At 64.1% G+C, this 18,718-nt stretch carries 21 protein-coding genes; 12 read left to right on the top strand and 9 right to left on the bottom strand.

Going from position 1 to position 18,718, the window contains the following annotated elements; genetic code table 11:
• Positions 1–333: 333 nt before the first annotated feature.
• Positions 334–2,406, top strand: a complete 2,073-nt coding sequence (locus tag AC1RUR_RS28990; protein WP_492850383.1) for a DUF1217 domain-containing protein — start codon at positions 334–336, stop codon at positions 2,404–2,406.
• Positions 2,407–2,422: 16 nt separating this feature from the next.
• On the opposite strand, the gene AC1RUR_RS28985 is transcribed toward AC1RUR_RS28990, so the two are convergent.
• From AC1RUR_RS28985 to AC1RUR_RS28975, 3 genes are all read right to left on the bottom strand, one after another.
• Positions 2,423–3,283, bottom strand: a complete 861-nt coding sequence (locus AC1RUR_RS28985) for a PCC domain-containing protein (protein ID WP_492850382.1) — start codon at positions 3,281–3,283, stop codon at positions 2,423–2,425.
• 9 nt (positions 3,284–3,292) lie between these two features.
• Positions 3,293–4,900 carry an acyl-CoA synthetase gene (locus AC1RUR_RS28980; RefSeq protein WP_492850380.1) on the bottom strand — a complete coding sequence of 536 codons (1,608 nt, stop codon included), beginning with the start codon at positions 4,898–4,900 and terminating at the stop codon, positions 3,293–3,295.
• Between the two features lie 105 nt (positions 4,901–5,005).
• On the bottom strand, positions 5,006–5,503 hold the full coding sequence (locus AC1RUR_RS28975; protein ID WP_492850378.1) for a hypothetical protein: 498 nt from the start codon (positions 5,501–5,503) through the stop codon (positions 5,006–5,008).
• A 94-nt stretch (positions 5,504–5,597) separates the two neighbouring features.
• Between AC1RUR_RS28975 and AC1RUR_RS28970 the strand changes: the two genes are divergently transcribed.
• Both AC1RUR_RS28970 and AC1RUR_RS28965 read left to right on the top strand, forming a co-directional pair.
• Positions 5,598–5,966 (top strand): hypothetical protein, encoded by a 369-nt coding sequence (locus AC1RUR_RS28970; RefSeq protein WP_492850376.1) that lies wholly within the window; start codon positions 5,598–5,600, stop codon positions 5,964–5,966.
• 51 nt (positions 5,967–6,017) lie between these two features.
• Positions 6,018–6,293 (top strand): GNAT family N-acetyltransferase, encoded by a 276-nt coding sequence (locus AC1RUR_RS28965; protein WP_492850374.1) that lies wholly within the window; start codon positions 6,018–6,020, stop codon positions 6,291–6,293.
• Between the two features lie 48 nt (positions 6,294–6,341).
• Here AC1RUR_RS28965 and AC1RUR_RS28960 read toward each other — a convergent pair whose 3' ends face one another.
• Positions 6,342–6,740: an SPW repeat protein gene (locus tag AC1RUR_RS28960; protein ID WP_492850372.1), complete on the bottom strand. Its 399-nt coding sequence runs from the start codon at positions 6,738–6,740 to the stop codon at positions 6,342–6,344.
• A gap of 241 nt (positions 6,741–6,981) precedes the next feature.
• Here AC1RUR_RS28960 and AC1RUR_RS28955 point away from each other — a divergent pair, with 241 nt between their 5' ends.
• Positions 6,982–7,257: a GNAT family N-acetyltransferase gene (locus tag AC1RUR_RS28955; RefSeq protein WP_492850370.1), complete on the top strand. Its 276-nt coding sequence runs from the start codon at positions 6,982–6,984 to the stop codon at positions 7,255–7,257.
• 52 nt (positions 7,258–7,309) lie between these two features.
• Here the strand turns inward: AC1RUR_RS28955 and AC1RUR_RS28950 are convergent, their stop codons facing one another.
• Positions 7,310–7,702 carry a DUF3597 domain-containing protein gene (locus tag AC1RUR_RS28950; protein WP_492850368.1) on the bottom strand — a complete coding sequence of 131 codons (393 nt, stop codon included), beginning with the start codon at positions 7,700–7,702 and terminating at the stop codon, positions 7,310–7,312.
• Between the two features lie 335 nt (positions 7,703–8,037).
• Between AC1RUR_RS28950 and AC1RUR_RS28945 the strand changes: the two genes are divergently transcribed.
• Both AC1RUR_RS28945 and AC1RUR_RS28940 read left to right on the top strand, forming a co-directional pair.
• Complete coding sequence (locus AC1RUR_RS28945; protein ID WP_492850366.1) at positions 8,038–8,946, top strand: DUF2189 domain-containing protein; 909 nt, start codon at positions 8,038–8,040, stop codon at positions 8,944–8,946.
• 130 nt (positions 8,947–9,076) lie between these two features.
• Entirely contained in the window at positions 9,077–9,901 is an 825-nt protein-coding gene (locus tag AC1RUR_RS28940) for a lytic murein transglycosylase (protein ID WP_492850365.1), read from the top strand.
• A 60-nt stretch (positions 9,902–9,961) separates the two neighbouring features.
• Here the strand turns inward: AC1RUR_RS28940 and AC1RUR_RS28935 are convergent, their stop codons facing one another.
• The gene (locus tag AC1RUR_RS28935; protein ID WP_492850363.1) at positions 9,962–10,288 is read right to left on the bottom strand and encodes a hypothetical protein; all 327 of its coding nucleotides are present in this window, start codon (positions 10,286–10,288) and stop codon (positions 9,962–9,964) included.
• Positions 10,289–10,941: 653 nt separating this feature from the next.
• Between AC1RUR_RS28935 and AC1RUR_RS28930 the strand changes: the two genes are divergently transcribed.
• From AC1RUR_RS28930 to AC1RUR_RS28905, 6 genes are all read left to right on the top strand, one after another.
• A complete protein-coding gene (locus AC1RUR_RS28930; RefSeq protein WP_007590701.1) occupies positions 10,942–11,094 on the top strand; it encodes a DUF1127 domain-containing protein in 153 nt (50 codons plus the stop codon).
• 126 nt (positions 11,095–11,220) lie between these two features.
• Positions 11,221–12,648: a methylenetetrahydrofolate--tRNA-(uracil(54)-C(5))-methyltransferase (FADH(2)-oxidizing) TrmFO gene (trmFO, locus tag AC1RUR_RS28925; RefSeq protein WP_492850361.1), complete on the top strand. Its 1,428-nt coding sequence runs from the start codon at positions 11,221–11,223 to the stop codon at positions 12,646–12,648.
• Between the two features lie 7 nt (positions 12,649–12,655).
• Positions 12,656–13,750 carry a serine/threonine protein kinase gene (locus AC1RUR_RS28920; RefSeq protein ID WP_492850359.1) on the top strand — a complete coding sequence of 365 codons (1,095 nt, stop codon included), beginning with the start codon at positions 12,656–12,658 and terminating at the stop codon, positions 13,748–13,750.
• A 73-nt stretch (positions 13,751–13,823) separates the two neighbouring features.
• Complete coding sequence (locus AC1RUR_RS28915) at positions 13,824–14,399, top strand: CAP domain-containing protein (RefSeq protein ID WP_492850357.1); 576 nt, start codon at positions 13,824–13,826, stop codon at positions 14,397–14,399.
• A gap of 86 nt (positions 14,400–14,485) precedes the next feature.
• Positions 14,486–14,899 (top strand): GFA family protein, encoded by a 414-nt coding sequence (locus AC1RUR_RS28910; protein ID WP_492850437.1) that lies wholly within the window; start codon positions 14,486–14,488, stop codon positions 14,897–14,899.
• Positions 14,900–14,930: 31 nt separating this feature from the next.
• Positions 14,931–16,109, top strand: a complete 1,179-nt coding sequence (locus AC1RUR_RS28905; RefSeq protein ID WP_492850355.1) for an aminotransferase class V-fold PLP-dependent enzyme — start codon at positions 14,931–14,933, stop codon at positions 16,107–16,109.
• Positions 16,110–16,126: 17 nt separating this feature from the next.
• Here the strand turns inward: AC1RUR_RS28905 and AC1RUR_RS28900 are convergent, their stop codons facing one another.
• The 3 genes from AC1RUR_RS28900 to AC1RUR_RS28890 are packed head-to-tail and all read right to left on the bottom strand — an operon-like array spanning position 16,127 to position 18,660.
• The gene (locus AC1RUR_RS28900) at positions 16,127–17,371 is read right to left on the bottom strand and encodes a threonine ammonia-lyase (RefSeq protein ID WP_492850353.1); all 1,245 of its coding nucleotides are present in this window, start codon (positions 17,369–17,371) and stop codon (positions 16,127–16,129) included.
• A 45-nt stretch (positions 17,372–17,416) separates the two neighbouring features.
• A complete protein-coding gene (locus AC1RUR_RS28895; RefSeq protein ID WP_492850351.1) occupies positions 17,417–18,280 on the bottom strand; it encodes a phytoene/squalene synthase family protein in 864 nt (287 codons plus the stop codon).
• The gene (locus AC1RUR_RS28890) at positions 18,277–18,660 is read right to left on the bottom strand and encodes an Mth938-like domain-containing protein (RefSeq protein WP_492850349.1); all 384 of its coding nucleotides are present in this window, start codon (positions 18,658–18,660) and stop codon (positions 18,277–18,279) included. The genes AC1RUR_RS28895 and AC1RUR_RS28890 overlap by 4 nt, the downstream gene beginning before the upstream one ends.
• Between the last annotated feature and the right edge of the window lie 58 nt (positions 18,661–18,718).

Raw genomic sequence — 18,718 nt, 5'->3', positions numbered from 1 at the left:
GAGCCAGACCCGCTTCAGGTAAGGCGCCGGCAGGTTGATCGTTCGACCGCTTCTTCGGCTCATGCCCGGCTTCCAACTCATTCCGACCGATGCCTTGACTGGAACATATCGGGAACGCAACCTTCGCGAAAGCTGCATTTGAGAAACATATGGAAATGAACAGCAACAAAACCCGGCGCGCGTCACTTGAACACAACTTAAAACCTCAAATTGAAGTCCGGAATCGCCTTAAGACATGGCTGAGAAAGTTTCCTGGCATGAGGCCAGCCCCCACCTCGCGACCCCGCAATGATTGACGGACGTCCGGGACCGTAGAGCCGCGAGGAATGCGCGATGGTGACCACGTATTTCAATTACAACTACATTACGCGCAATCTCAAACAGTCCCTGACGCGGGTCGAACAGCAAGCGGACGTGGCGCGAGAGGCCGCCTATTACAAGGCCAACATCGGCAAGGTGAAGACCGTCGACGATTTCATGAAGGACTATCGCCTGTATCACTATGCGATGAAGGCGTACGGCCTGGAAGACATGGCGTACGCCAAGGCTTTCATGAAAAAGGTGCTGGAGAGCGACCTCTCCGACGGAACGAGCTTTGTCAACAAGCTGGTCGACAAGCGTTACCGGGAGTTTGCCGCGGCATTTTCCTTCAACGGCACCGCAACGCCGGTTGCGCAATCAGAGGACCAGACCGATGAGATGATCGGTCTGTACACGGCAACCAAGAAGAGCCAGGTCGACGCACTTGCCGACGATACGAATTACTACGGCGCCCAAATCGGCAGCATCAGCACCGCAGACCAGCTCCTGAACGACGATCGCCTTCGCAACTACGTCTATTCGGCATTCGGGATCGATCAGAGCAAGTGGCCGCGCGACACGATCAGTCAGGTCCTGCGCAGCGATCCATCCGATCCAAACAGCTACGTCAACACCACCTTCGCGTCTCAGTTGACCGGCCTCAACGCCCAGCTCGCTCAAGCCAAATCGGACGCGAGCGCCGCCAACACGAAGATCGCCGACTACACGGCCCAACTCTCGCAACCAGGCGCCGACGTGGACCAGTTGAAGGTTCAGATCCTGGTCGAAAAATATCACCTGGAGTCATACACGAAGAGCATTTCCAGCCTCAACGACCAGATCGCGACGATTGGCGAGTTTGTAGACCTGGCCGGCGCGTTCGAGTTTTCGCCTGACGGATCCCTGCCCGCGGGCGTGTCTGCGCAAACTGCTGCAAACATCACGCTCACCAAACAGCGGTTCGATGACAGCAAGTCCGCCGTCTATGCGGCGGCAAGCCCGCTGAGCGAAGCTCTGGCCATCAAGCTATTCAGAAACGCCATCCTCAATGTCAATTCCCTGCAGGCGTTCGTGTCGACACCAGCCGTGTACAACTTTGCGCTGGGCGCCGTCGGCCTTGATCCCGCGGAGGTCCCGCAGGCCACCGTCAAGGCTGTCCTCGAAAGCGACCTCAGCGATCCCAAGAGCTACGTCTATACGCTCAAGGACGATCGATACGTCGAGCTCGCACGGGCCTTCAACTTCGACGCAAAAGGCAATCTGACGACCCCCTTGGTGGCTCAGGACCCGGCCGACGTCCTCCAGATCGCGAAGGACTACGTCATTGCGGCGCTGAAACAGGCAAGCCCCGAGCAGCAGAAGGCGGTTCGGGAACAAGCCCAGAAAGACGCGACGTCCTATCAGGAGGCCATCGCGAGCATCGACAGCGTTTCCGAGCTGCTTGCGAACCGCAAGATTGTCGATTTCATTCTCGTTGCCGAGGGCTTGGACCCCAAGAAGGTCAGCACCGACTATCTCAAGAAGATCTTCGCATCCGATCTGAATAATCCAAAGAGCTTCGCCAACACCGAGAGCGATCCCCGCTTTGCCGAGATCGCCGCGTCGTTCAATTTCGACAGCAAGGGCAACGTCGCGCGCCTCCCGATGATGGGTCCACAGAAGCAAGATCAATTTCGGGAAACACAAGCGAACTATGTCGAGCAGAGCCTGGAGCAGCAGCAAGGGGATACCAATCCCGGCGTGCGCCTGGCGCTTTATTTCCAGCGGAAGGCGCCAGACATCACGTCCGCGTACGACATCCTGGCCGACAAGGCTCTTTCGGAGGTGTTCAGGACCACTTTCAATCTGCCAGATTCGATGGCTGCGATGCCGATCGATCAGCAGGCCAAGTTCGTGGACAGGTTCATGAAGATCAAAGATCTTTCCGACCCCGCGAAGGTTGAAAAGCTGTTGGGCCGGTTCTCCGCCATGTACGACGTCAAGAACAGCCAGAGCACCGGTCAGGGTCAATCTCCCTTGCTCAATCTCTTTCAAGGATCGAGTTCAGGCACATCGAGCATAAGTGAATCCACGTTCCTGGCGATCGCCAAACTACGTGCTCACTGACGATCGCTCGCCGATACTAGCCTGACACCTCGAGCGCCAGTTCCATGGTCATCAGCACGGGATTGTCACCTCGGATCAGACGGCCCTCCGCGATGCCGCCGGTGTAGTCGATCAGCGCAACGTCAAGCGCGGCTTCCAGCGCGCCGGCGGGACCGGGCGCGATCGCGCCGGCCGTTATCGCCAGCTCCGTCGCGAACGGCTCGGTTACGCCACCATGAGTGAAGCGCGCGCCGATGGTCGAGCCGACGCCACCATGGATTTTCGCGCGCGAGATGCCGTGCTCGCGACAGAATGCTTCGAGACAGAAGGCAAAATCCTGATTGGGCCGCAGCCGCAGCGCGAAGACACGGCTCGTCGTACGCGCCCCGGCGCTCGCAGCCGCCACCGGTCCGAACAGCTTGAAATTGGTCTCGGGATCGGGCTCCGCGATGAACATCGCCCCGTCGATACCGAAAGCGGCGACCTCGAACGGCGCGGCAACGATCGTCTCGTCCGGCATCATGTGGCCGCCGCCGGCCTTGCCGTCCGCCTCGGTCCACAGCCCATGGCAATGAAAGAACGGCGCCCCGTCGCGCGCGCCGAGCGTCATGCTGCCGAGCCTCGTCCGCGTCACGCCTTCGGGGCGATACGTGTCGCTGTAGAACGCGGCATTCTCGCCGGTCTTCGACAGCGCCGGCATGACATAGGCGAACGGCCCGAGCGTGCCGCGGCCGAAATTCAGCACGCCGCTCGTAAAACCTTCAGCGGCAAGGCCGCGGCGCGCAGCCTCCAGCAGCGGCAGGCCGGCTTCAAGCGTGAATGCGAAAGCCCGCCCCCTCGCCTCCACCCACTGGATGCGTTCGGCGACGGGCACGCCCGGCTGCTTGATACTCCGCATCGCGTATGCTCAGCCCGTCTTGGTCTTGTCGAGGTCGAGCAGCCCGCGCGCCTCGAGCTCGTCGCGGACCATGCGCTTCGGCACCTTGCCATAGCCGGACTTCGGCAGCGCCTCCCAGAAGAAGAACCGCTTCGGCATCTTGTAGCGCGGTACCTTGGGGCCAAGGAACGCCGCCATCTCCGCTTCACTCACCGGCTTCGCTCCCTCACGCGCGACACACACGGCCACGCCGACCTCGCCCCAGGTCGGGTCGGGCACGCCGAGCACGGCGACCTCGCCGACGCAAGGATGCGTCAGGATCTTCTCCTCGATCTCGCGTGGATAGATGTTGGAGCCGCCGGAGATGTACATGTCCGACGCGCGTCCCGTGATGTAGACGAACCCCTCCTCGTCCATGTGGCCGAGATCGCCGGTGCGGAACCAGCCATTGCGGAACGCCTTCGCATTGGCCTCGGGATTGTCATAGTAGCCGGCGAGCACCGCAGGACCGATCACGCAGATCTCGCCGCTCTGGTTCGCCTCGAGCTCGCGGCCCTCGTCGTCCTGGATCGAGACCTGCATGGCGGTGCGCTCGAAGCCGCAGGTGCCGATCTTCGCGTAGGGGCCGTCCTCTGGATCATGCAGCGCCGCCGGCAGCACGGTGATGTTGCCGGTGACCTCGCCAAGGCCAAAATACTGCACGATGACCTTGCCGAGCTTCTTCAGCGCGGTCTTCTGGTCCTCGCGATACATCGGCGCGCCGGCATAGATCACGTGGCGCAGCGAGGAGTGATCGTATGTGTCGACGGCGGGATGCTCGACCATCATCTTGAGGATGGTCGGCACGGTGAAGAGATTTGCGACCCGATGCGTCTCGATCAGGCGGAAGGCCTCGTTGATGTCGAATTTTTCGGTCGGCAGCAGCACGGTGCAGACGCCGCGCGCGGTCTGCACCAGCTGATGCACGCCGGCGCCATGCGACAGCGGCGCCACCACCAGCGACGCATCCGCTTCCGTCGCGCCGGGGGTGAGATCGGCGAGATGGTTGGTGACGACAAAGCCCATCTGGCCGTGGGTCAGCACCGCAGCCTTGGAACGGCCGGTGGTGCCCGAGGTGAAGAAGAACCAGCAGGGATCATCGTGCTCGACTGCAACGTTCTCGACCACGGCGCCCGCCTGCGAGGCGATGGCATCGGCCACCGACATCTCGCCGAACGTACCCTTGCCGTCGACGCTCCAGGTGAACTCCAGCGCGCCGCCTTTCACGGCCGCCGCATGCTCGGGAAAATCGACATGGCACAGAAACGCCTTCGCACCGGAAGCCTGCGCGAGATAGGTCACCTCGTCCGGCATCAGGCGGAAATTGGTGGGCACCCAGACCGCACCGAGCCGGAACGCGGCGAACATCGAAAAGAACATCTCGTCGCCGTTCTTGGAATGGACGAGAATGCGGTCGCCCTTGGTGATGCCGCGCGCGGCGAGCGCCGCGGCCAGCGCCGAGACCTGCGCATCGATCTCACGCCAGGTCCAGGATCGCTCCCCCCAGACGAAGCCGGGGCGCGCGCCATGCCGCCGCGCGTTCTGGGTCAGCATGTAGGCGAGATTCATGACGCGACGGGACATGCGCAGGGGCTGCATCGGGCTTCCTCTTCGACAGCGGATGGCGCGCTCGCCGCCCGCTCGTTGCAGCCCATTTATCGCCATCGCCCACGCCCCCGCAAGGCCGCCGGCCGGGCACCTGCTCTACGGCTGCTTGAATGCGAACGGCGTCGCCGTGATGGCCTTCTCCTTGACGCAGGCCTGCGCGCCAAAGCCGCCGCAATAGCTGCCATGCAGGTCGAAGCGGATGGTGCGCGCGGCGCCGCGCTTGATCGGCGGCGCCACGATTCTGTAGCTCCGGACATGGCCGTCGAACACCGGACGCAGGCCGCCATCCGGCAGCGTCACCAGGATGGTCATGACGCAGCCGCCGGTTCCGCAATAGGTGGTCTCGCGGTCGCCGCACTTGGTGTCGCGGAAATCGACGATGTAGTCGTCGCGGCCGTCGCCGGTCAGGTCGATCCTGCGCACCGTGTCCGGCGCAAAGGTGACCGCGCCGCCGTCCTGGCTCTCACACTCTTCATTGGCGTAACGCAGCGCCTTCTGCACGCCGGGCGGATACTCGGCCGGATTGAACGGTCTTGCGTCGTCGGCACGCGCAGCGGTGGCGAGCAGTGTGAGCGGGAGGATCAGATATCGCATTCGCGTTGGTCGTTCGCAGAGCGGCGATCGTTCAGGGAATTTTAAACATGATCGGCGCAACCTCGGCCAGTTCTTGCGTACAGAGTGCCGCATCATGGTCAAAGCGTCCGCCCTCCTCCTGTTGTCGCTGGCGCTTGCCGGATGTGCCGTGGCTCCGCAGGCCCATCTCGCGCCCGATCCCGCCTTCAAGCCTGCGCGCTATGCCTGGGATGGCGCGGGCGAAGATCCCAATCAGCAGCGCTCCGCCGCGGGGCCATCGCGCGCAACACGATCCGCCGCAGCAGCCGAGCGCAACAGGTCGCAAGCCGGCCTTCAGCCCTATTCAAAGGAATGGTGGCAGGCGCAGGACGGTATCGAGGCCGCGCAGGACGCCAGGGTCAACCGCTCCCTCGTCATCTGCCAGGGCTGCCTGCGCCCGCAGCCGCAGCCCGAGGACGCGCGGCTGGCCAAAGCGAGTGATTGAACCGGGCGGCAAGATGCTGACGGACTCGCTGAAGAGCTGACCGGAGACGACATGAGCGACGTCATCAACAACAAGGCCCATCACCGCTATGAGCTGGAGGTAGAGGGCCACCTTGCGACCGAACACTACAAGCTCGACGGCAAATTCATCACGTTCGAGCACACGGACGTGCCGAAGGAGCTCGGCGGCAAGGGCGTCGGCTCGACGCTGGTGCAAGGCGCGCTCGACCAGGTTCGCGCCGCCGGATTGAAGGTGATCCCGCAATGCCCGTTCGTGAAGGCGTGGATCGAGAAGCACCCGGACTATCAGGATCTCGTGGAGAGATGAGCGAGCGCAGGCCAGCCGACCACGCAGCGGGCCTGCTGAAATCCACGCCTATTGCCCATGCCTGAGCATATCCTGGTCACTCAGATCCCAGTCCTGCCACAGCTGGAGCACGCCGAGGACCACCGCCGCCGCGCCGAGACCCGTGTGATAGACCCGGAGAAAACCTTCGCCGGAATAACCGAGCGCTAAAGGCGAGACGATGAGCCACAGCCCGACCAGGATCGTCGCCACCTCCTGCCAGCGCTGCAAGGCGACATATTCGAGCTGGCTGAGGCCAAATACGACGAGGCCGACCGCGACCGTGTTCAGGACCATCGTCTCGTGTCCGACGATCCCCGAATGATCCTGGATGGGGAACCACGGCGACGCAACCATCAGCGCACCGAGCAGCATTCCGCACCAGTCTTCCCATGTTCGATGAGTGTTCAAGAAACCAAAGTCCGACATCGTACCCTCCTCCAAAAGAGGCATACGTCTGCGGCTGGCAATCACGACACTCCGAATGTCTAGCGACCGTGCCGGCCGCATTCGGGCGTATGTCCTGCAGTGGACGTTGGGAGCCGCCGCGGAACTTGCAAGAGCGGTGTCGGGAATTATTCCGGCAACCTGCCTTGCTTGGCCGCGCTTGCCAAGTGCTGGAACGGGCTTCTAGATGAAGCAAGCGATACGCATGTCGAAAGGATCTTGCATGGCGGGGCCGGTACGCGACAACAAGGACAGGAGCCGCTTCGAGCTCGATGTCGGCAGCGAGGTCGCCTTCGCCAATTACCGGCTGACGCCGTCGGCCGTGATCATTACCCACACCGAGACGCCGCGCGCGCTCCGCGGCCGCGGTATCGCCTCCGAGCTGGTCAAGGGTGCGCTGGATCTGATCCGCAGCGACGGCAGGAAGGTGATCGCCGGCTGCGGCTTCGTCGCCGACTATCTCGACAAGCATCCGGAGGACGCGGACCTCGTCGCCTGAACCCAAAAGGGCCCGCGTGATCGCGGGCCCCTGGCTGCGTCCGAGCGATCGCTCAGTGCTTGATCTCCGGCGGCAGCTTGCCGCCATTGGCGGCGAGCTTGGACATCACCTGCTTGTGCAGCCAGACGTTCATGCTCGCGGAATCGTTGGTGTCGCCGCTGTAACCGAGCTCCCGGGCAAGGTCCTTGCGCGCGGCGAGGCTCGAGTCGATGTCGAGAGCCTTCATGAGGTCGACGATCGAGGTGCGCCATTCGAGCTTCTCGCCCTTGTGCGCGGCGACCGCCTTGTCGACGATGGCTGCGACGTCGATGGCCGCCATGGGCGCGGCTCCCGGCGCCGGCGCGGCCCCAGCGGGGGCGCCGCCCGGAGCTGCCCCGCCTGCGGGCGCGGCGGAAGCCGGTTGGCTGCCGAAGATCGCGCTCATGATTTTCCCGAAAATGCTCATATCTGCTCCCCAAAAAGGATCCGTTGGAAGGGCCTTGAGTGGCACTTATAGACGAAGTTTCTGCGTTGCGCCCGCGGAGTTCTGCGAACCAACAACCAGCATCAGCTTATCTGCGGCGAAATGACGGCCGAATGACATCATTGAGGTTGCGGTGCGGCATCGAATCTCACCCAAGCGTGAGGGACAGGACTCGGAATTGGGAGTACGCTTGCAGTTCAGCTCGCGATGCCTTCCGGAATTCGCGTCTGGTTGGGATCGCGATCATCCAAGAGAAGCGGCCGCTTGCGCCGTTTGCCGGCGCCGGATTCGGCTGCATGGCAAGGGAGCTAGCGACCATGGCCACATTCTACCCGGGCAATGTCCCCACCATGGCCCCGCCCGCAGATGCGACGGGACCAACCATCCGGACCATCCATCTGTCCGACCTGCATGATGCGCTGAGGCGCGGCTGGGAGGATTTCAAGGCGGTTCCGAGCCACGCCATCATCCTGTGCGTGATCTATCCGGTGCTGGGCCTCGTGCTCGCCCGCGTGGTGATGGGCTATTCGGTGCTGCCGTTGTTGTTTCCACTCGCCGCAGGCTTCGCCTTGATCGGGCCGTTCGCGGCTTTGGGTCTCTACGAGCTCTCGAGCCGGCGCGAACGCTATGAAGAGGCCAGCGCCTGGGATGCCATGGAGGTGCTGCGTTCGCCTTCGTTCGGCGCCATGCTCGGTCTCGGCACCTTGCTGCTCGCCCTGTTCGTGACCTGGGTTGCGACCGCACAGGCGATCTATGTCGCAGCCTTCGGCTATGAGGGCGTGACCGGGATCTCGGACTTCATCACGCGCGTGCTGACGACCCGGCAAGGATGGTGGCTGATCGTGGTCGGCTGCGGCACCGGATTCCTGTTTGCGCTCGCCGCGCTCTGTATCAGCGCCGTGTCGTTCCCGTTGATGCTCGACCGCCATGCGGGCGCATTCGAGGCGATGGTCACGTCGCTGCGCGTCGTCGCGAAGAACCCGGTGCCGATGGCGGCCTGGGGCCTGATCGTGGCGGCGCTGCTGGCGCTCGGCACGATCCCGGCATTCCTCGGCCTCGCCGTGGTGATCCCGCTGCTCGGCCACGCCACCTGGCATCTCTATCGCAAGGTGATCGTGTCCGATCCCGGCGCCCGGCCCGTGCCGCCGCCGCCGCATCGTCCGCGCAAGCCCGCCGCCGACTTCCCCGCCAACCTCTTCCCGTGGCGGAATCGAACGGACGCCTAACGATCTCGTGACATCCGGTCCTGCCCGGCTCCGGGCAGGACCGGCCCCGTCATGCGCCTTGCTTTGGCCGCGGTTCCGACCGAGATTGCACCTCGCCGGTCAGATCACTTCACGGAATCCATTTCATCTGATGACCCCGACGATTTCTCGTCTCGCTCTCGCAGCCTTCGCCCTCTCCGCGTCAATCCTCTCCGCCGAGCCAGCACTCGCTGCGGTCGCCTGCGGCTCCGGCAATTTCGACGCCTGGCTTGCGGACTTCAAGACTGACGCCGCGGCCAAGGGCATCTCGCAGCAGGCCATCGCTGCCGGGCTCGCCGGCGTGACGCTCGATCAGAGTGTGCTCAACCGCGACAAGTCGCAAAAGGTCTTCACCCAGACCTTCGAGGAGTTCTCCGGCCGTATGGTGCCGCCGCGCATGACGCGCGGCTCCAACATGATGAAGCAATACGGCTCGGTGCTCTCCCGCATCGAGCAGACCTACGGCGTGCCCGGCGAGGTGCTGGTCGCGATCTGGGGGTTGGAGACCGATTTCGGCGTCAACACCGGCAAGTTCGCAACCATCCGCTCGCTGGCGACACTGGCCTACGATTGCCGGCGTTCCGAGCAATTCCGCGCCGAACTGCTGGATGCGCTGCGCATCGTCCAGCGCGGCGATCTCGCCCCCGCCGACATGAAGGGCGCCTGGGCCGGCGAGCTCGGCCAGACCCAGTTCATGCCCTCGTCATGGATGAAATACGCCGTCGATTTCGACGGCAACGGCAAGCGCGATCTCCTGCACAACGCGCCCGACGTGCTGGCTTCCACCGCCAATTACCTCGCCGGCTATGGCTGGCAGCGTGGTAAGGATTGGCAGCCAGGCAGCCCGAATTTCACAGTGCTACAGCAGTGGAACAAGAGCGAGGTCTATTCCAAGACCGTCGCCTATTTCGCGACCCAGCTCGCGCACGCTCCATAAGCAGCGTTCACCAAACGCGTAGGGCCGATCGCCCGGCGACCGGCCCTCTCTTGGGAGCGTTTACTTACCCATAGTGGCGTGCATCGCCTTGTTCAGATGCGAGCCGCACGCACCCATTTTGCCGTTGAGCAGCGAGTCCTGCGCCGCCGCGATCTCCTTCTGCGCGACGAACTTGCTGTCGCCGTCGGCCATGTTCTCGATCGCGGTCTCCGTCTTCTCCAGATTGGACCCGCTGCAGCCGCCCATGGCGTGCTTGGCGGCCTGGGCCGGCGCGACGGCGAATGCGACGGCGGCAATGGCGATAACCCCGAGTAACTTCGTCATGATGTTACTTTCCTTCTCTTGTTCTTGGGACAGATCCAGCGACATTGCCGGAATCCGCGACATGACTTTCCTCCGCTCGCGGCAACATGTCGCAATAAATTCCCCGCGAGAATTGCGTGATGTTGCGCGCGGCGCAGAGCCGCATGCAGAACTTCTGATTTTCATTACAACTTTGTAATCAGGCTTCACACGTCTGGCGTGTGCACTGCATCAAACGAGCCGCAGACGCTCAAGCTCGGGCCATTGGACCGACACATCCCGGCTGCGCAGCAAGCCGCTGAGGTGGCCTGCCAGCGGGCGCTGAGCGAATCGCGCAGCTGAATGTATCTCCTTGGGCCACGGAACGGCATTACCACCGTGAATATAAATTCATTTCTACAATTCGCAGGTCATGCGAATCACGCATGCGAGACTTGGGCTTACAAGCTGCTCCATCGTGTTGCAGATCACGAGAACGTAACCTATTTCCAGCATCATGGGAACCGAGTGAATCGTCATAAACCCGTGATTTCACGGGGTTTTATTGCATGACGCGATGGCTTCCGCCTAGCTCTTGGGCGGGACTGCCAAGAGGTTAATCGCCCCTTACCAATGCCATGCGCTGTTCGCTTAGCTGCATCGCAACATCGGAACTTTCGCAGTGCACCACTCTCACCTATATTCATTTCAATGATGACGCCCGGGCAAGGGCTGAATCGAACTACAGGAGACTACCAATGCTGCTCTCGCTCATCCGCATGATCCAGGCTTTCCGGGACTATCAGCGCAATGTTGCCGAGCTGTCCCAGCTCAGCGATCGCGAACTGGCCGACATCGGCCTCGATCGCTCGGACATCCCGCGCGTTGCCGCCGGTCAGTATCAGGGCTGATATCGTTCAGCCCTCACCGGACGAACCGATAGCGCCCGCCTCGTGCGGGCGTTGTCGTTTTCTGATGGCAGAAAACTCGATCTCGGCGATTCCACTGGTCGCCGAAAAGCGCTACCTGTCCGCCCCATGACAGGACCCCTATCCAATACCGTGCACGTCATCGGCGCAGGCCTAGCTGGCTCCGAGGCCGCCTGGCAGGTGGCCAAATCAGGCGTGCCCGTGGTGCTGCACGAGATGCGGCCGAACCGCATGACCGAGGCGCACCGCACCGACGGGCTCGCCGAGCTCGTCTGCTCCAATTCGTTCCGTTCGGATGACGCCGCCAACAACGCCGTCGGCCTGCTCCATGCCGAGATGCGCCGCCTGGGCTCGCTGATCATGCGCGCGGCCGATGCCAACCAGGTGCCTGCCGGCGGCGCGCTGGCGGTCGATCGCGACGGTTTCTCGGCGGCCGTGACCAAGGCGCTGAACGACCATCCCCTGATCGAGATCGCCCGTGGCGAGGTCGCGGGCCTGCCGCCGGCCGACTGGGACAACGTCATCGTTGCCACCGGCCCCCTCACCTCGGCTCCACTCGCCGACGCCATCCGCGAACTGACCGACGAAAACGCACTCGCCTTCTTCGACGCGATCGCGCCGATCGTGCACCGCGAATCCATCGACATGTCGGTGGCCTGGTTCCAGTCGCGCTACGACAAGGTCGGTCCCGGCGGCACCGGCGCCGATTACATCAACTGCCCCATGACCAAGGAGCAGTATGACGGCTTCGTCGCCGCGCTGATGTCAGGCGAGAAGACCGAGTTCAAGGAGTGGGAGACCAACACGCCCTATTTCGACGGCTGCCTGCCGATCGAGGTGATGGCAGAGCGCGGTCCCGAGACGCTGCGCCACGGCCCGATGAAGCCGGTCGGCCTCACCAATCCGCACGATCCCACGACGAAGGCCTACGCGATCGTGCAGCTGCGCCAGGACAACAAGCTCGGCACGCTCTACAACATCGTCGGCTTCCAGACGAAGCTGAAATACGGCGAGCAGCAGCGTATCTTCCGCACCATTCCCGGGCTGGAGAAGGCCGAGTTCGCCCGTCTTGGCGGCCTGCATCGCAACACCTTCCTCAACTCGCCAAAGCTGCTGGACGGCCAGCTGCGGTTGCGCGCGCAGCCGCGGCTGCGCTTTGCCGGCCAGATGACCGGCTGCGAAGGCTATGTGGAGTCCGCCAGCGTCGGCCTGATCGCCGGCCTCTATGCGGCGGCCGATGCCCGTGGCGAAACCCTGACCGGCCCGCCCGCGACGACCGCGCTGGGATCGCTGCTCGGCCACATCACCGGCGGCCATATCGAGACCATCGAGCCCGGCACGCGCTCGTTCCAGCCGATGAACATCAATTTCGGCCTGTTCCCGCCGCTTGCGAGCGCTCCGACCAAGAAGCCCGACGGCACGCGCCTGCGCGGCAACGAGAAGACGGTGGCCAAGAAGCAGGCGATGAGCGCACTGGCGCTCGCGGATCTCGATCGCTGGATAGCCGATCACCTGCGCATTGCCGCCGCCGCGTGAGTTGTCAATGAACCTCCCCAAAGACGACGCCGCGATGCTCTCGGCGCGCTGGACCGAGGGCGTGCTGCTCAAGCGCGACGTGTTCTCGACCGTCGAACGCGGCCGCTTTCGTGCCGACACCGGCGAGGTCGATGCCGTGCTGCGCCGGCTGGATGAGGTGCCGTGGTGGTCGTTCCTGCTGGCCCGCCATCTGTTCGCGCGCGAGAAGCATGCGCTCGCCCTCGCCAAGGGCCTGAACGTCGGTCCCGAGCTGCTGTGGGCCGGGCAGCGTGCTCTGGTTCGCGGCTTCGTCGACGGCGTCGCGCTGCATCTGGCCAAACCGCATGGCGACCTCGCCTATTTCCGCTCGGCCAAGGCGGCGCTACGCCGGCTGCGCCGCGCCGGCATCTGCCACAACGACCTCGCCAAGGAACAGAACTGGCTAGTCGGCCGCGACGGCCGCGCCTATGTGACCGACTTCCAGCTCGCCGCGTGCTTTGCCCGGCGCAGCAGGCTCTATCGCATCCTCGCCTATGAAGACCTCCGGCATCTGCTCAAGCACAAGCGCTCCTATGCTCCGGAAGCGCTGACGCCACTGGAACGAAAGATCCTCGCCAAGAAGTCCTTTGCCGCGAGCCTGTGGCTCGCCACCGGCAAGAAGGTCTATCGTGCCATCACGCGCGGCCTGTTCAACTTCACCGACCGTGAGGGCGGCGGCCGCCGGCTCGTCAATGATGCGCCGGTGCTGGCGGAGCTGATCCGCAAGAATCCCGCCGTCCGCGATGCCGCCATCGTCGCCTTCGCCGACCGACGCTCCGGCGTTGGGCTCTATGCCTTCGTCGAAGCAGATCAGGCCGCGCTCGAAGGTCAGCTCCGCAACGAGCTTGCTGCCGCCAAGGGCCCGAAGCCGCCGGAACACATCCAGGTCGTGCATGCGCTACCGCGCGACGCCGGCGGCAAGCCGCGCACCGAGATCCTGCAACTCGTCGCCATGAACCAGCTCGATTTGATCGAGCCGATGATGAAGAACGACCAGGACCGCGCCTTCCTCAAGGACATCCTGGAGCAGCGCAAGAACCTGCGCGACCGCTTCAATTTCGAGGCGGACCTGCCGGCGGGTTGACAGGCTGGCCGCGCCTTGAAGCGTCCACATTGGCGATAGAGAAGCAATCGGAAAACGCAGGCTTGGCAGGGTCATGAGTTCTCGGGGGACGATGAGGCAACGTGGGGCTGGCGGCATGATCGCCGGCCTTCTGCTGTTGGCAGCGACGCCCGCAATGGCCGAAACCCCGGCCGAGCTGATCTCCAGCTTCCGCCTCAAGCACGGCGAAGTCCGCGTCGTGCGCGATGCGACCCTCGACCGGATCGCCATGGATCAGGCGCGTGCGATGGCGACGAAGGATGACCTCAGCCACGACGCGCTCGGCCCGTTCAACAGGCGCGTCGCGCCGGCCGGCGCGGGCCGCGCCGCCGAGAACATCGCCTACGGCTACGACAATTTCGAGAAGACGCTGGGACAGTGGATCGACTCGTCGGGGCACCGCAAGAACCTGTTGCTGCACAACGCCTCGCGCGTCGGCATCGCGAGCGCCAAAAATGCCAGCGGCAAACGTACCTATTGGGCGATGGTGATCGCCGGCGATTACGAGCCGAAGAAGGGCAAGGGCAGGAAGGACTCAGAGCCGCTGGTCGCCGTGAAGCGCGAGGCCGCCCCCGCCAGCAAGCCCAAATCGAGTAACTGCCACGTCAAGCTGCTCGGCCTCTGCATCTGAGACGAGGCGCCGCGCGGCAGGCGCTGTTGCGCGCGCTTCCCTGGCCAGCCAATATGGTCGCGCCGCTGTCCAGTTTGAGACCATCAATGGCCAAAAAATACACCGCCCAATGCGCCTGTGGCGCCATCAAGTTCGAATTCGACACCGATCCGACCTTCGTCGCCAATTGCCATTGCAATGACTGCAAGCGCGCCTCGGGCGGCGAGATGGCGACCTTCTTTGCCGTCCCGGAGGATGACTTCACGCTTCTCAGTGGCAAGCCAAAGGCCTTTCACTACGTGGCGAACTCCGGCAAGGGCCTGGATCGCAATTTCTGCCCCGAATGCGGCTCGCGCGTGTTCACCTCGAACCTCGATAGCTTCCCCAAGACGGTCTTCGTCCAATTAGGAAGCCTCGACCGGCCCGACCTCGTCGCACCGAAGCTCGAGATGTTCACCAAACGTCGCCTGCCATGGAACACGCCGCTCCATCTGCCGCAGTTCGAAGAGATGCCGCACTGAAGCGGCCGCGGCACAAGGCGGAGATCCTGACTTGATCGACATCGACCGAATCCGTGCCGACACGCCGGCCGCTGACCGGCTCGCCTATCTCCACAACGCAGGCGCAGCCCTCATGCCGCTGCCCGTCGTCGCGGCGATGAAGGAGCATATCGATCTGGAGAGCGAGATCGGAGGTTACGCCGCTGCAGACCGTGAGGCGCGCCGGCTCGATTCAGTCTACGCCTCGGTCGCGCGCCTGCTGAACGCTTCGCCAGACGAGATCGCCCTCGTGGAGAACGCGACGGTGGCCTGGCAAATGGCGTTCTACGCGCTTGCGTTTCGCCAGGGCGATCGCATCCTGACCGCCGAGGCGGAATACGCCGCCAACTACGTCGCGTTTCTCCAGGTCGCCAAGAGAACCGGTGCGGTCATCGAAATCGTGCCGAGCGATGCCAGCGGCGAGCTCGACATCCACGCACTCGAACGCATGATCGATGAGCGCGTGAAGCTGATCGCCATCACCTGGGTTCCGACTAATGGCGGGCTGATCAATCCCGCAGCGGCCGTCGGCAAGATCGCGCGGGCGCACGGCATTCCCTATTTGCTCGACGCCTGCCAGGCGGTCGGCCAGATGGCAGTCGACGTCGATGCCATCGGCTGCGACATGCTGTCGGCGACGGGGCGCAAATTCCTGCGCGGCCCGCGCGGCACCGGCTTTCTCTATGTCCGCTGCGGGCTGCTGCGACAGCTCGAGCCGCCGATGATCGACCACTTCGCGGCGCCCTGGGTCTCGCGTGACCAATACCAACTCCGCGACGATGCGCGCCGTTTCGAGACCTGGGAGAACAATTACGCAGCCCGGCTCGGGCTCGGCGCTGCCGTCGATTACGCGCTCGATATCGGTATGGGTCCCATCGAGCAGCGCTGCCGCCTGCTGGCGGACCGCCTTCGGAGCGGCCTCGCTTCCGTTCGCGGCATCACAATTCGCGACCTCGGACGCACACCGGGCGCCATCGTCAGCTTCACGATGGACGGATATGAGGCGGACGCGATTGTCAGCAGTGCCGCTGCCGCCGGCATCACCATTGGTGCTTCAGATCCGTCGAGCACCCGCATCGACGCCGAGATGCGGGCGCTGCCGCCGCTCGTGCGCGCCTCCCCGCATTACTACAACACCGAAGCCGAGATCGACCGGCTGATCGGTCATCTCGCCGATTTGGCACTGCGATAACGGGATGACCGCGCCACTCAGGTGCAGCGCGCGCTCAATCCGGATGCGTTGAGCCTCGCCATGACCTCGTCGAGATGCGCGCTGTCGCGGGTCTCGATCACCAGTTGCAGCAGCGTCGCCTTGGCCGGCAGGTCGGAGAAGGTCCGCTGATGCGAGACCTCGATGATGTTGGCCCCCGCTTCGGCCAGCAATGCAGCCACCGCGGCCAATTGGCCGGGCCTGTCGGGGATATCGAGCGACAGCTGGGTCAGCCGCCCCTCGCGCGCAAGCTCGCGGGTGAGAACGGAGGCGATCAGCCGCGTGTCGATATTGCCGCCGCTCAGAACCAGGCCGACCTTCTGGCCGGCAAAGCGGGACGGATCGGACATCAGCGCGGCAAGGCCGGCGGCGCCGGCGCCTTCAACGACCGTCTTCTCGATCGAGATCAGGGTCGCGACCGCGCGCTCGAGCTCGGCTTCGTTGACCAGTGCGATGTCGTCGACGAGGCGGCGGACGATTTCGGTGGTGATCTTGCCCGGCGATTTCACCGCGATGCCCTCGGCGAGCGTGTCGCCCCGCGCCGGCAAATTGCCGTCATGGATGGCGTTGTACATCGAGGGATAGAGCCAGGCCTCGACGCCAAGGATCCGCATCGATGGCTTGATCGATTTCGCGGCAATGCCGACGCCGCTGATCAGGCCGCCGCCGCCGATCGGGACGACCAGCGTGTCCAGCTCCGGCACGGCCTTGAGAATTTCGAGGCCGACAGTGCCTTGCCCGGCGATGACAAGCGGATCGTCGTAGGGGTGGACGAAGATCATGCTGCGGGCTTCGCCATGGCTTCGCGCGAAGGCGGCCGCCTCCTCCAGCGTCGCGCCGGTGACGACCACTTCGGCGCCATGGTGCTTGGTATTCTCGACCTTCACCATGGGCGTGCCGACGGGCATCACGATGGTGGCGGGAATGCCGAGCCGCCTGGCGTGATAGGCAACGCCTTGCGCGTGATTTCCCGCCGACATGGCAATGACCCCACGCGCACGCTCCTCCGCTGTCAGCGCGGTAAGCCGGTTGAGTGCACCGCGCTCCTTGAACGAGGAAGTGAACTGGAGGTTCTCGAATTTGAGCCAGATGTCACAGCCGCAAATGTTGCTCAGCGTGCGGCTGTAGCTACAGGGCGTCTCGACGACGGCGCCACGGATAGTCTCGGCGGCTGCGTGAATGTCGTCAGGTGCGACGGGAAGGCCGCTGAGATCGGAGGCCGTGATTTGGGACAAGTCAGCCATAGGACAACATAGAGCATTTGCCCGGCTCGGGCGACAAGCCAACCGCTATTTGGTAAATTCCCGGGAACGTGAAGCCCGCCATAGCGTCCACAGCGTGCGCAGCCGTGACGACGGCTGCGGCGTAAACGGATTGCGCCCGGGTTGCGACAGGCGCTTGAGGTCGGCCTGAGCCTGTCCGAGCGGAAGAAACGCTGGACGCGCTGATGCCGGCAGCTCCGCCAGCAGCGACAAGGCCGTCGTCAAATGCTGCTGCGCCTCGCCCGCGAGTTGCTCCAGCACGGCGCGCAAGCCCGGCGTCTCCTTGCCGGCGAACACGTCCTCCATGTTGCAATTGTGGCTCGCCAGCACCTGCTGCGGCAGCAACAATTGCCGGTGCGCGGCGTCGCGCGGCAGATTGGAGATCACCTGCACGATGCCCTGCGCCAGCCCGGCATGGCGGGCGAGATGCTCGACCGCGTCCGACGGCGGGCCCATGATACGCGCAGCGAGGGCGAACAGCGCCGATGAGGTCGCGGCCAAATAGCCTTCCAGCGCCGCCATCGTCGGCATCGGATCATTGTAGAGATCGAACTGATGCTCGTCGGCGAGCAGCGACAGCGGCTCGACCGGCAGGTCGAAATCGCGGATTGCGCGGAGCAGCTCGGCCGCGACCGGATTGCCCTCGGCGCTGCCATGGACCTGGCCCGAGAGCATGTCGGTCCACCATTGCAGGCGGATTTCGCCGGGCAAGGGCTGGCTTACCTGGTCGCGGACCCGGACGATCTCGACATTGAAGGCGTAGAGCGCGAGCAGCGCACGGCGCTCGGCGGCGGGCGCGAACAGGGTCGCGACATAGCGCGGAAAGTCGTGGCTGCGCACGAGATCGGCGCAGAAGGTCACGGAATCCGGCGGAGGTGCGGCGCTGCTCATGGCACGGCGATCAGCGCGGCCGCAACGCGGCGCCGCTCGCCGATCATGATGTTGTAGGTGCGCACGGCCGGGCCCGTCTGCATCGTGTCCAGTACCACCCTCACCGCCTTCAAGGCCTGCCGCAGCTCCAGCGGCGGCAGCCAAACCCCTGTTCCAGTGCCGATCAGGAGCGTGTCGATGCTGTTGGCGGCCGTGAAGACCCGTTCCAGCGAATAGCGGTCGATCTTCGCAGGGTCCGTCACATCCCAGGCCCAGATCGCATCCGGCAGGCAGAGCAGCGATCCCCGATGCGACATGCCGGCAAAGGCGAAGCCGCCCTTGCCATAGGCCTCGATCGGCGCCGAGCGCGGAAAATGCGGTGCGTTGGGATCGCCGGTCATGAGCTTGGTCCGAATGGGGCTTACTGCCCCCGCAAACGCGTGCGAGGGCGTGCGGTTC

The sequence above is a fragment of the Bradyrhizobium sp. GW821-FHT12B03 genome (genome assembly GCF_058807535.1).
Note: the sequence above shows the minus strand (reverse complement) of the source record. Positions and strands in the feature narration are given on the sequence as shown.

Coding starts and splice junctions, on each gene's coding strand:
- AC1RUR_RS28955 (WP_492850370.1), top strand. CDS start 6,982: ATGGCGGGGCCGGTACGCGACAACAAGGACAGGAGCCGCTTCGAGCTC.
- AC1RUR_RS28950 (WP_492850368.1), bottom strand. CDS start 7,702: ATGAGCATTTTCGGGAAAATCATGAGCGCGATCTTCGGCAGCCAACCG.
- AC1RUR_RS28900 (WP_492850353.1), bottom strand. CDS start 17,371: ATGGCTGACTTGTCCCAAATCACGGCCTCCGATCTCAGCGGCCTTCCC.
- AC1RUR_RS28940 (WP_492850365.1), top strand. CDS start 9,077: ATGACCCCGACGATTTCTCGTCTCGCTCTCGCAGCCTTCGCCCTCTCC.
- AC1RUR_RS28915 (WP_492850357.1), top strand. CDS start 13,824: ATGAGTTCTCGGGGGACGATGAGGCAACGTGGGGCTGGCGGCATGATC.
- AC1RUR_RS28960 (WP_492850372.1), bottom strand. CDS start 6,740: ATGTCGGACTTTGGTTTCTTGAACACTCATCGAACATGGGAAGACTGG.
- AC1RUR_RS28890 (WP_492850349.1), bottom strand. CDS start 18,660: ATGACCGGCGATCCCAACGCACCGCATTTTCCGCGCTCGGCGCCGATC.
- AC1RUR_RS28920 (WP_492850359.1), top strand. CDS start 12,656: ATGAACCTCCCCAAAGACGACGCCGCGATGCTCTCGGCGCGCTGGACC.
- AC1RUR_RS28990 (WP_492850383.1), top strand. CDS start 334: ATGGTGACCACGTATTTCAATTACAACTACATTACGCGCAATCTCAAA.
- AC1RUR_RS28935 (WP_492850363.1), bottom strand. CDS start 10,288: ATGTCGCGGATTCCGGCAATGTCGCTGGATCTGTCCCAAGAACAAGAG.
- AC1RUR_RS28945 (WP_492850366.1), top strand. CDS start 8,038: ATGGCCACATTCTACCCGGGCAATGTCCCCACCATGGCCCCGCCCGCA.
- AC1RUR_RS28910 (WP_492850437.1), top strand. CDS start 14,486: ATGGCCAAAAAATACACCGCCCAATGCGCCTGTGGCGCCATCAAGTTC.
- trmFO (WP_492850361.1), top strand. CDS start 11,221: ATGACAGGACCCCTATCCAATACCGTGCACGTCATCGGCGCAGGCCTA.
- AC1RUR_RS28975 (WP_492850378.1), bottom strand. CDS start 5,503: ATGCGATATCTGATCCTCCCGCTCACACTGCTCGCCACCGCTGCGCGT.
- AC1RUR_RS28895 (WP_492850351.1), bottom strand. CDS start 18,280: ATGAGCAGCGCCGCACCTCCGCCGGATTCCGTGACCTTCTGCGCCGAT.
- AC1RUR_RS28930 (WP_007590701.1), top strand. CDS start 10,942: ATGCTGCTCTCGCTCATCCGCATGATCCAGGCTTTCCGGGACTATCAG.
- AC1RUR_RS28965 (WP_492850374.1), top strand. CDS start 6,018: ATGAGCGACGTCATCAACAACAAGGCCCATCACCGCTATGAGCTGGAG.
- AC1RUR_RS28980 (WP_492850380.1), bottom strand. CDS start 4,900: ATGCAGCCCCTGCGCATGTCCCGTCGCGTCATGAATCTCGCCTACATG.
- AC1RUR_RS28985 (WP_492850382.1), bottom strand. CDS start 3,283: ATGCGGAGTATCAAGCAGCCGGGCGTGCCCGTCGCCGAACGCATCCAG.
- AC1RUR_RS28970 (WP_492850376.1), top strand. CDS start 5,598: ATGGTCAAAGCGTCCGCCCTCCTCCTGTTGTCGCTGGCGCTTGCCGGA.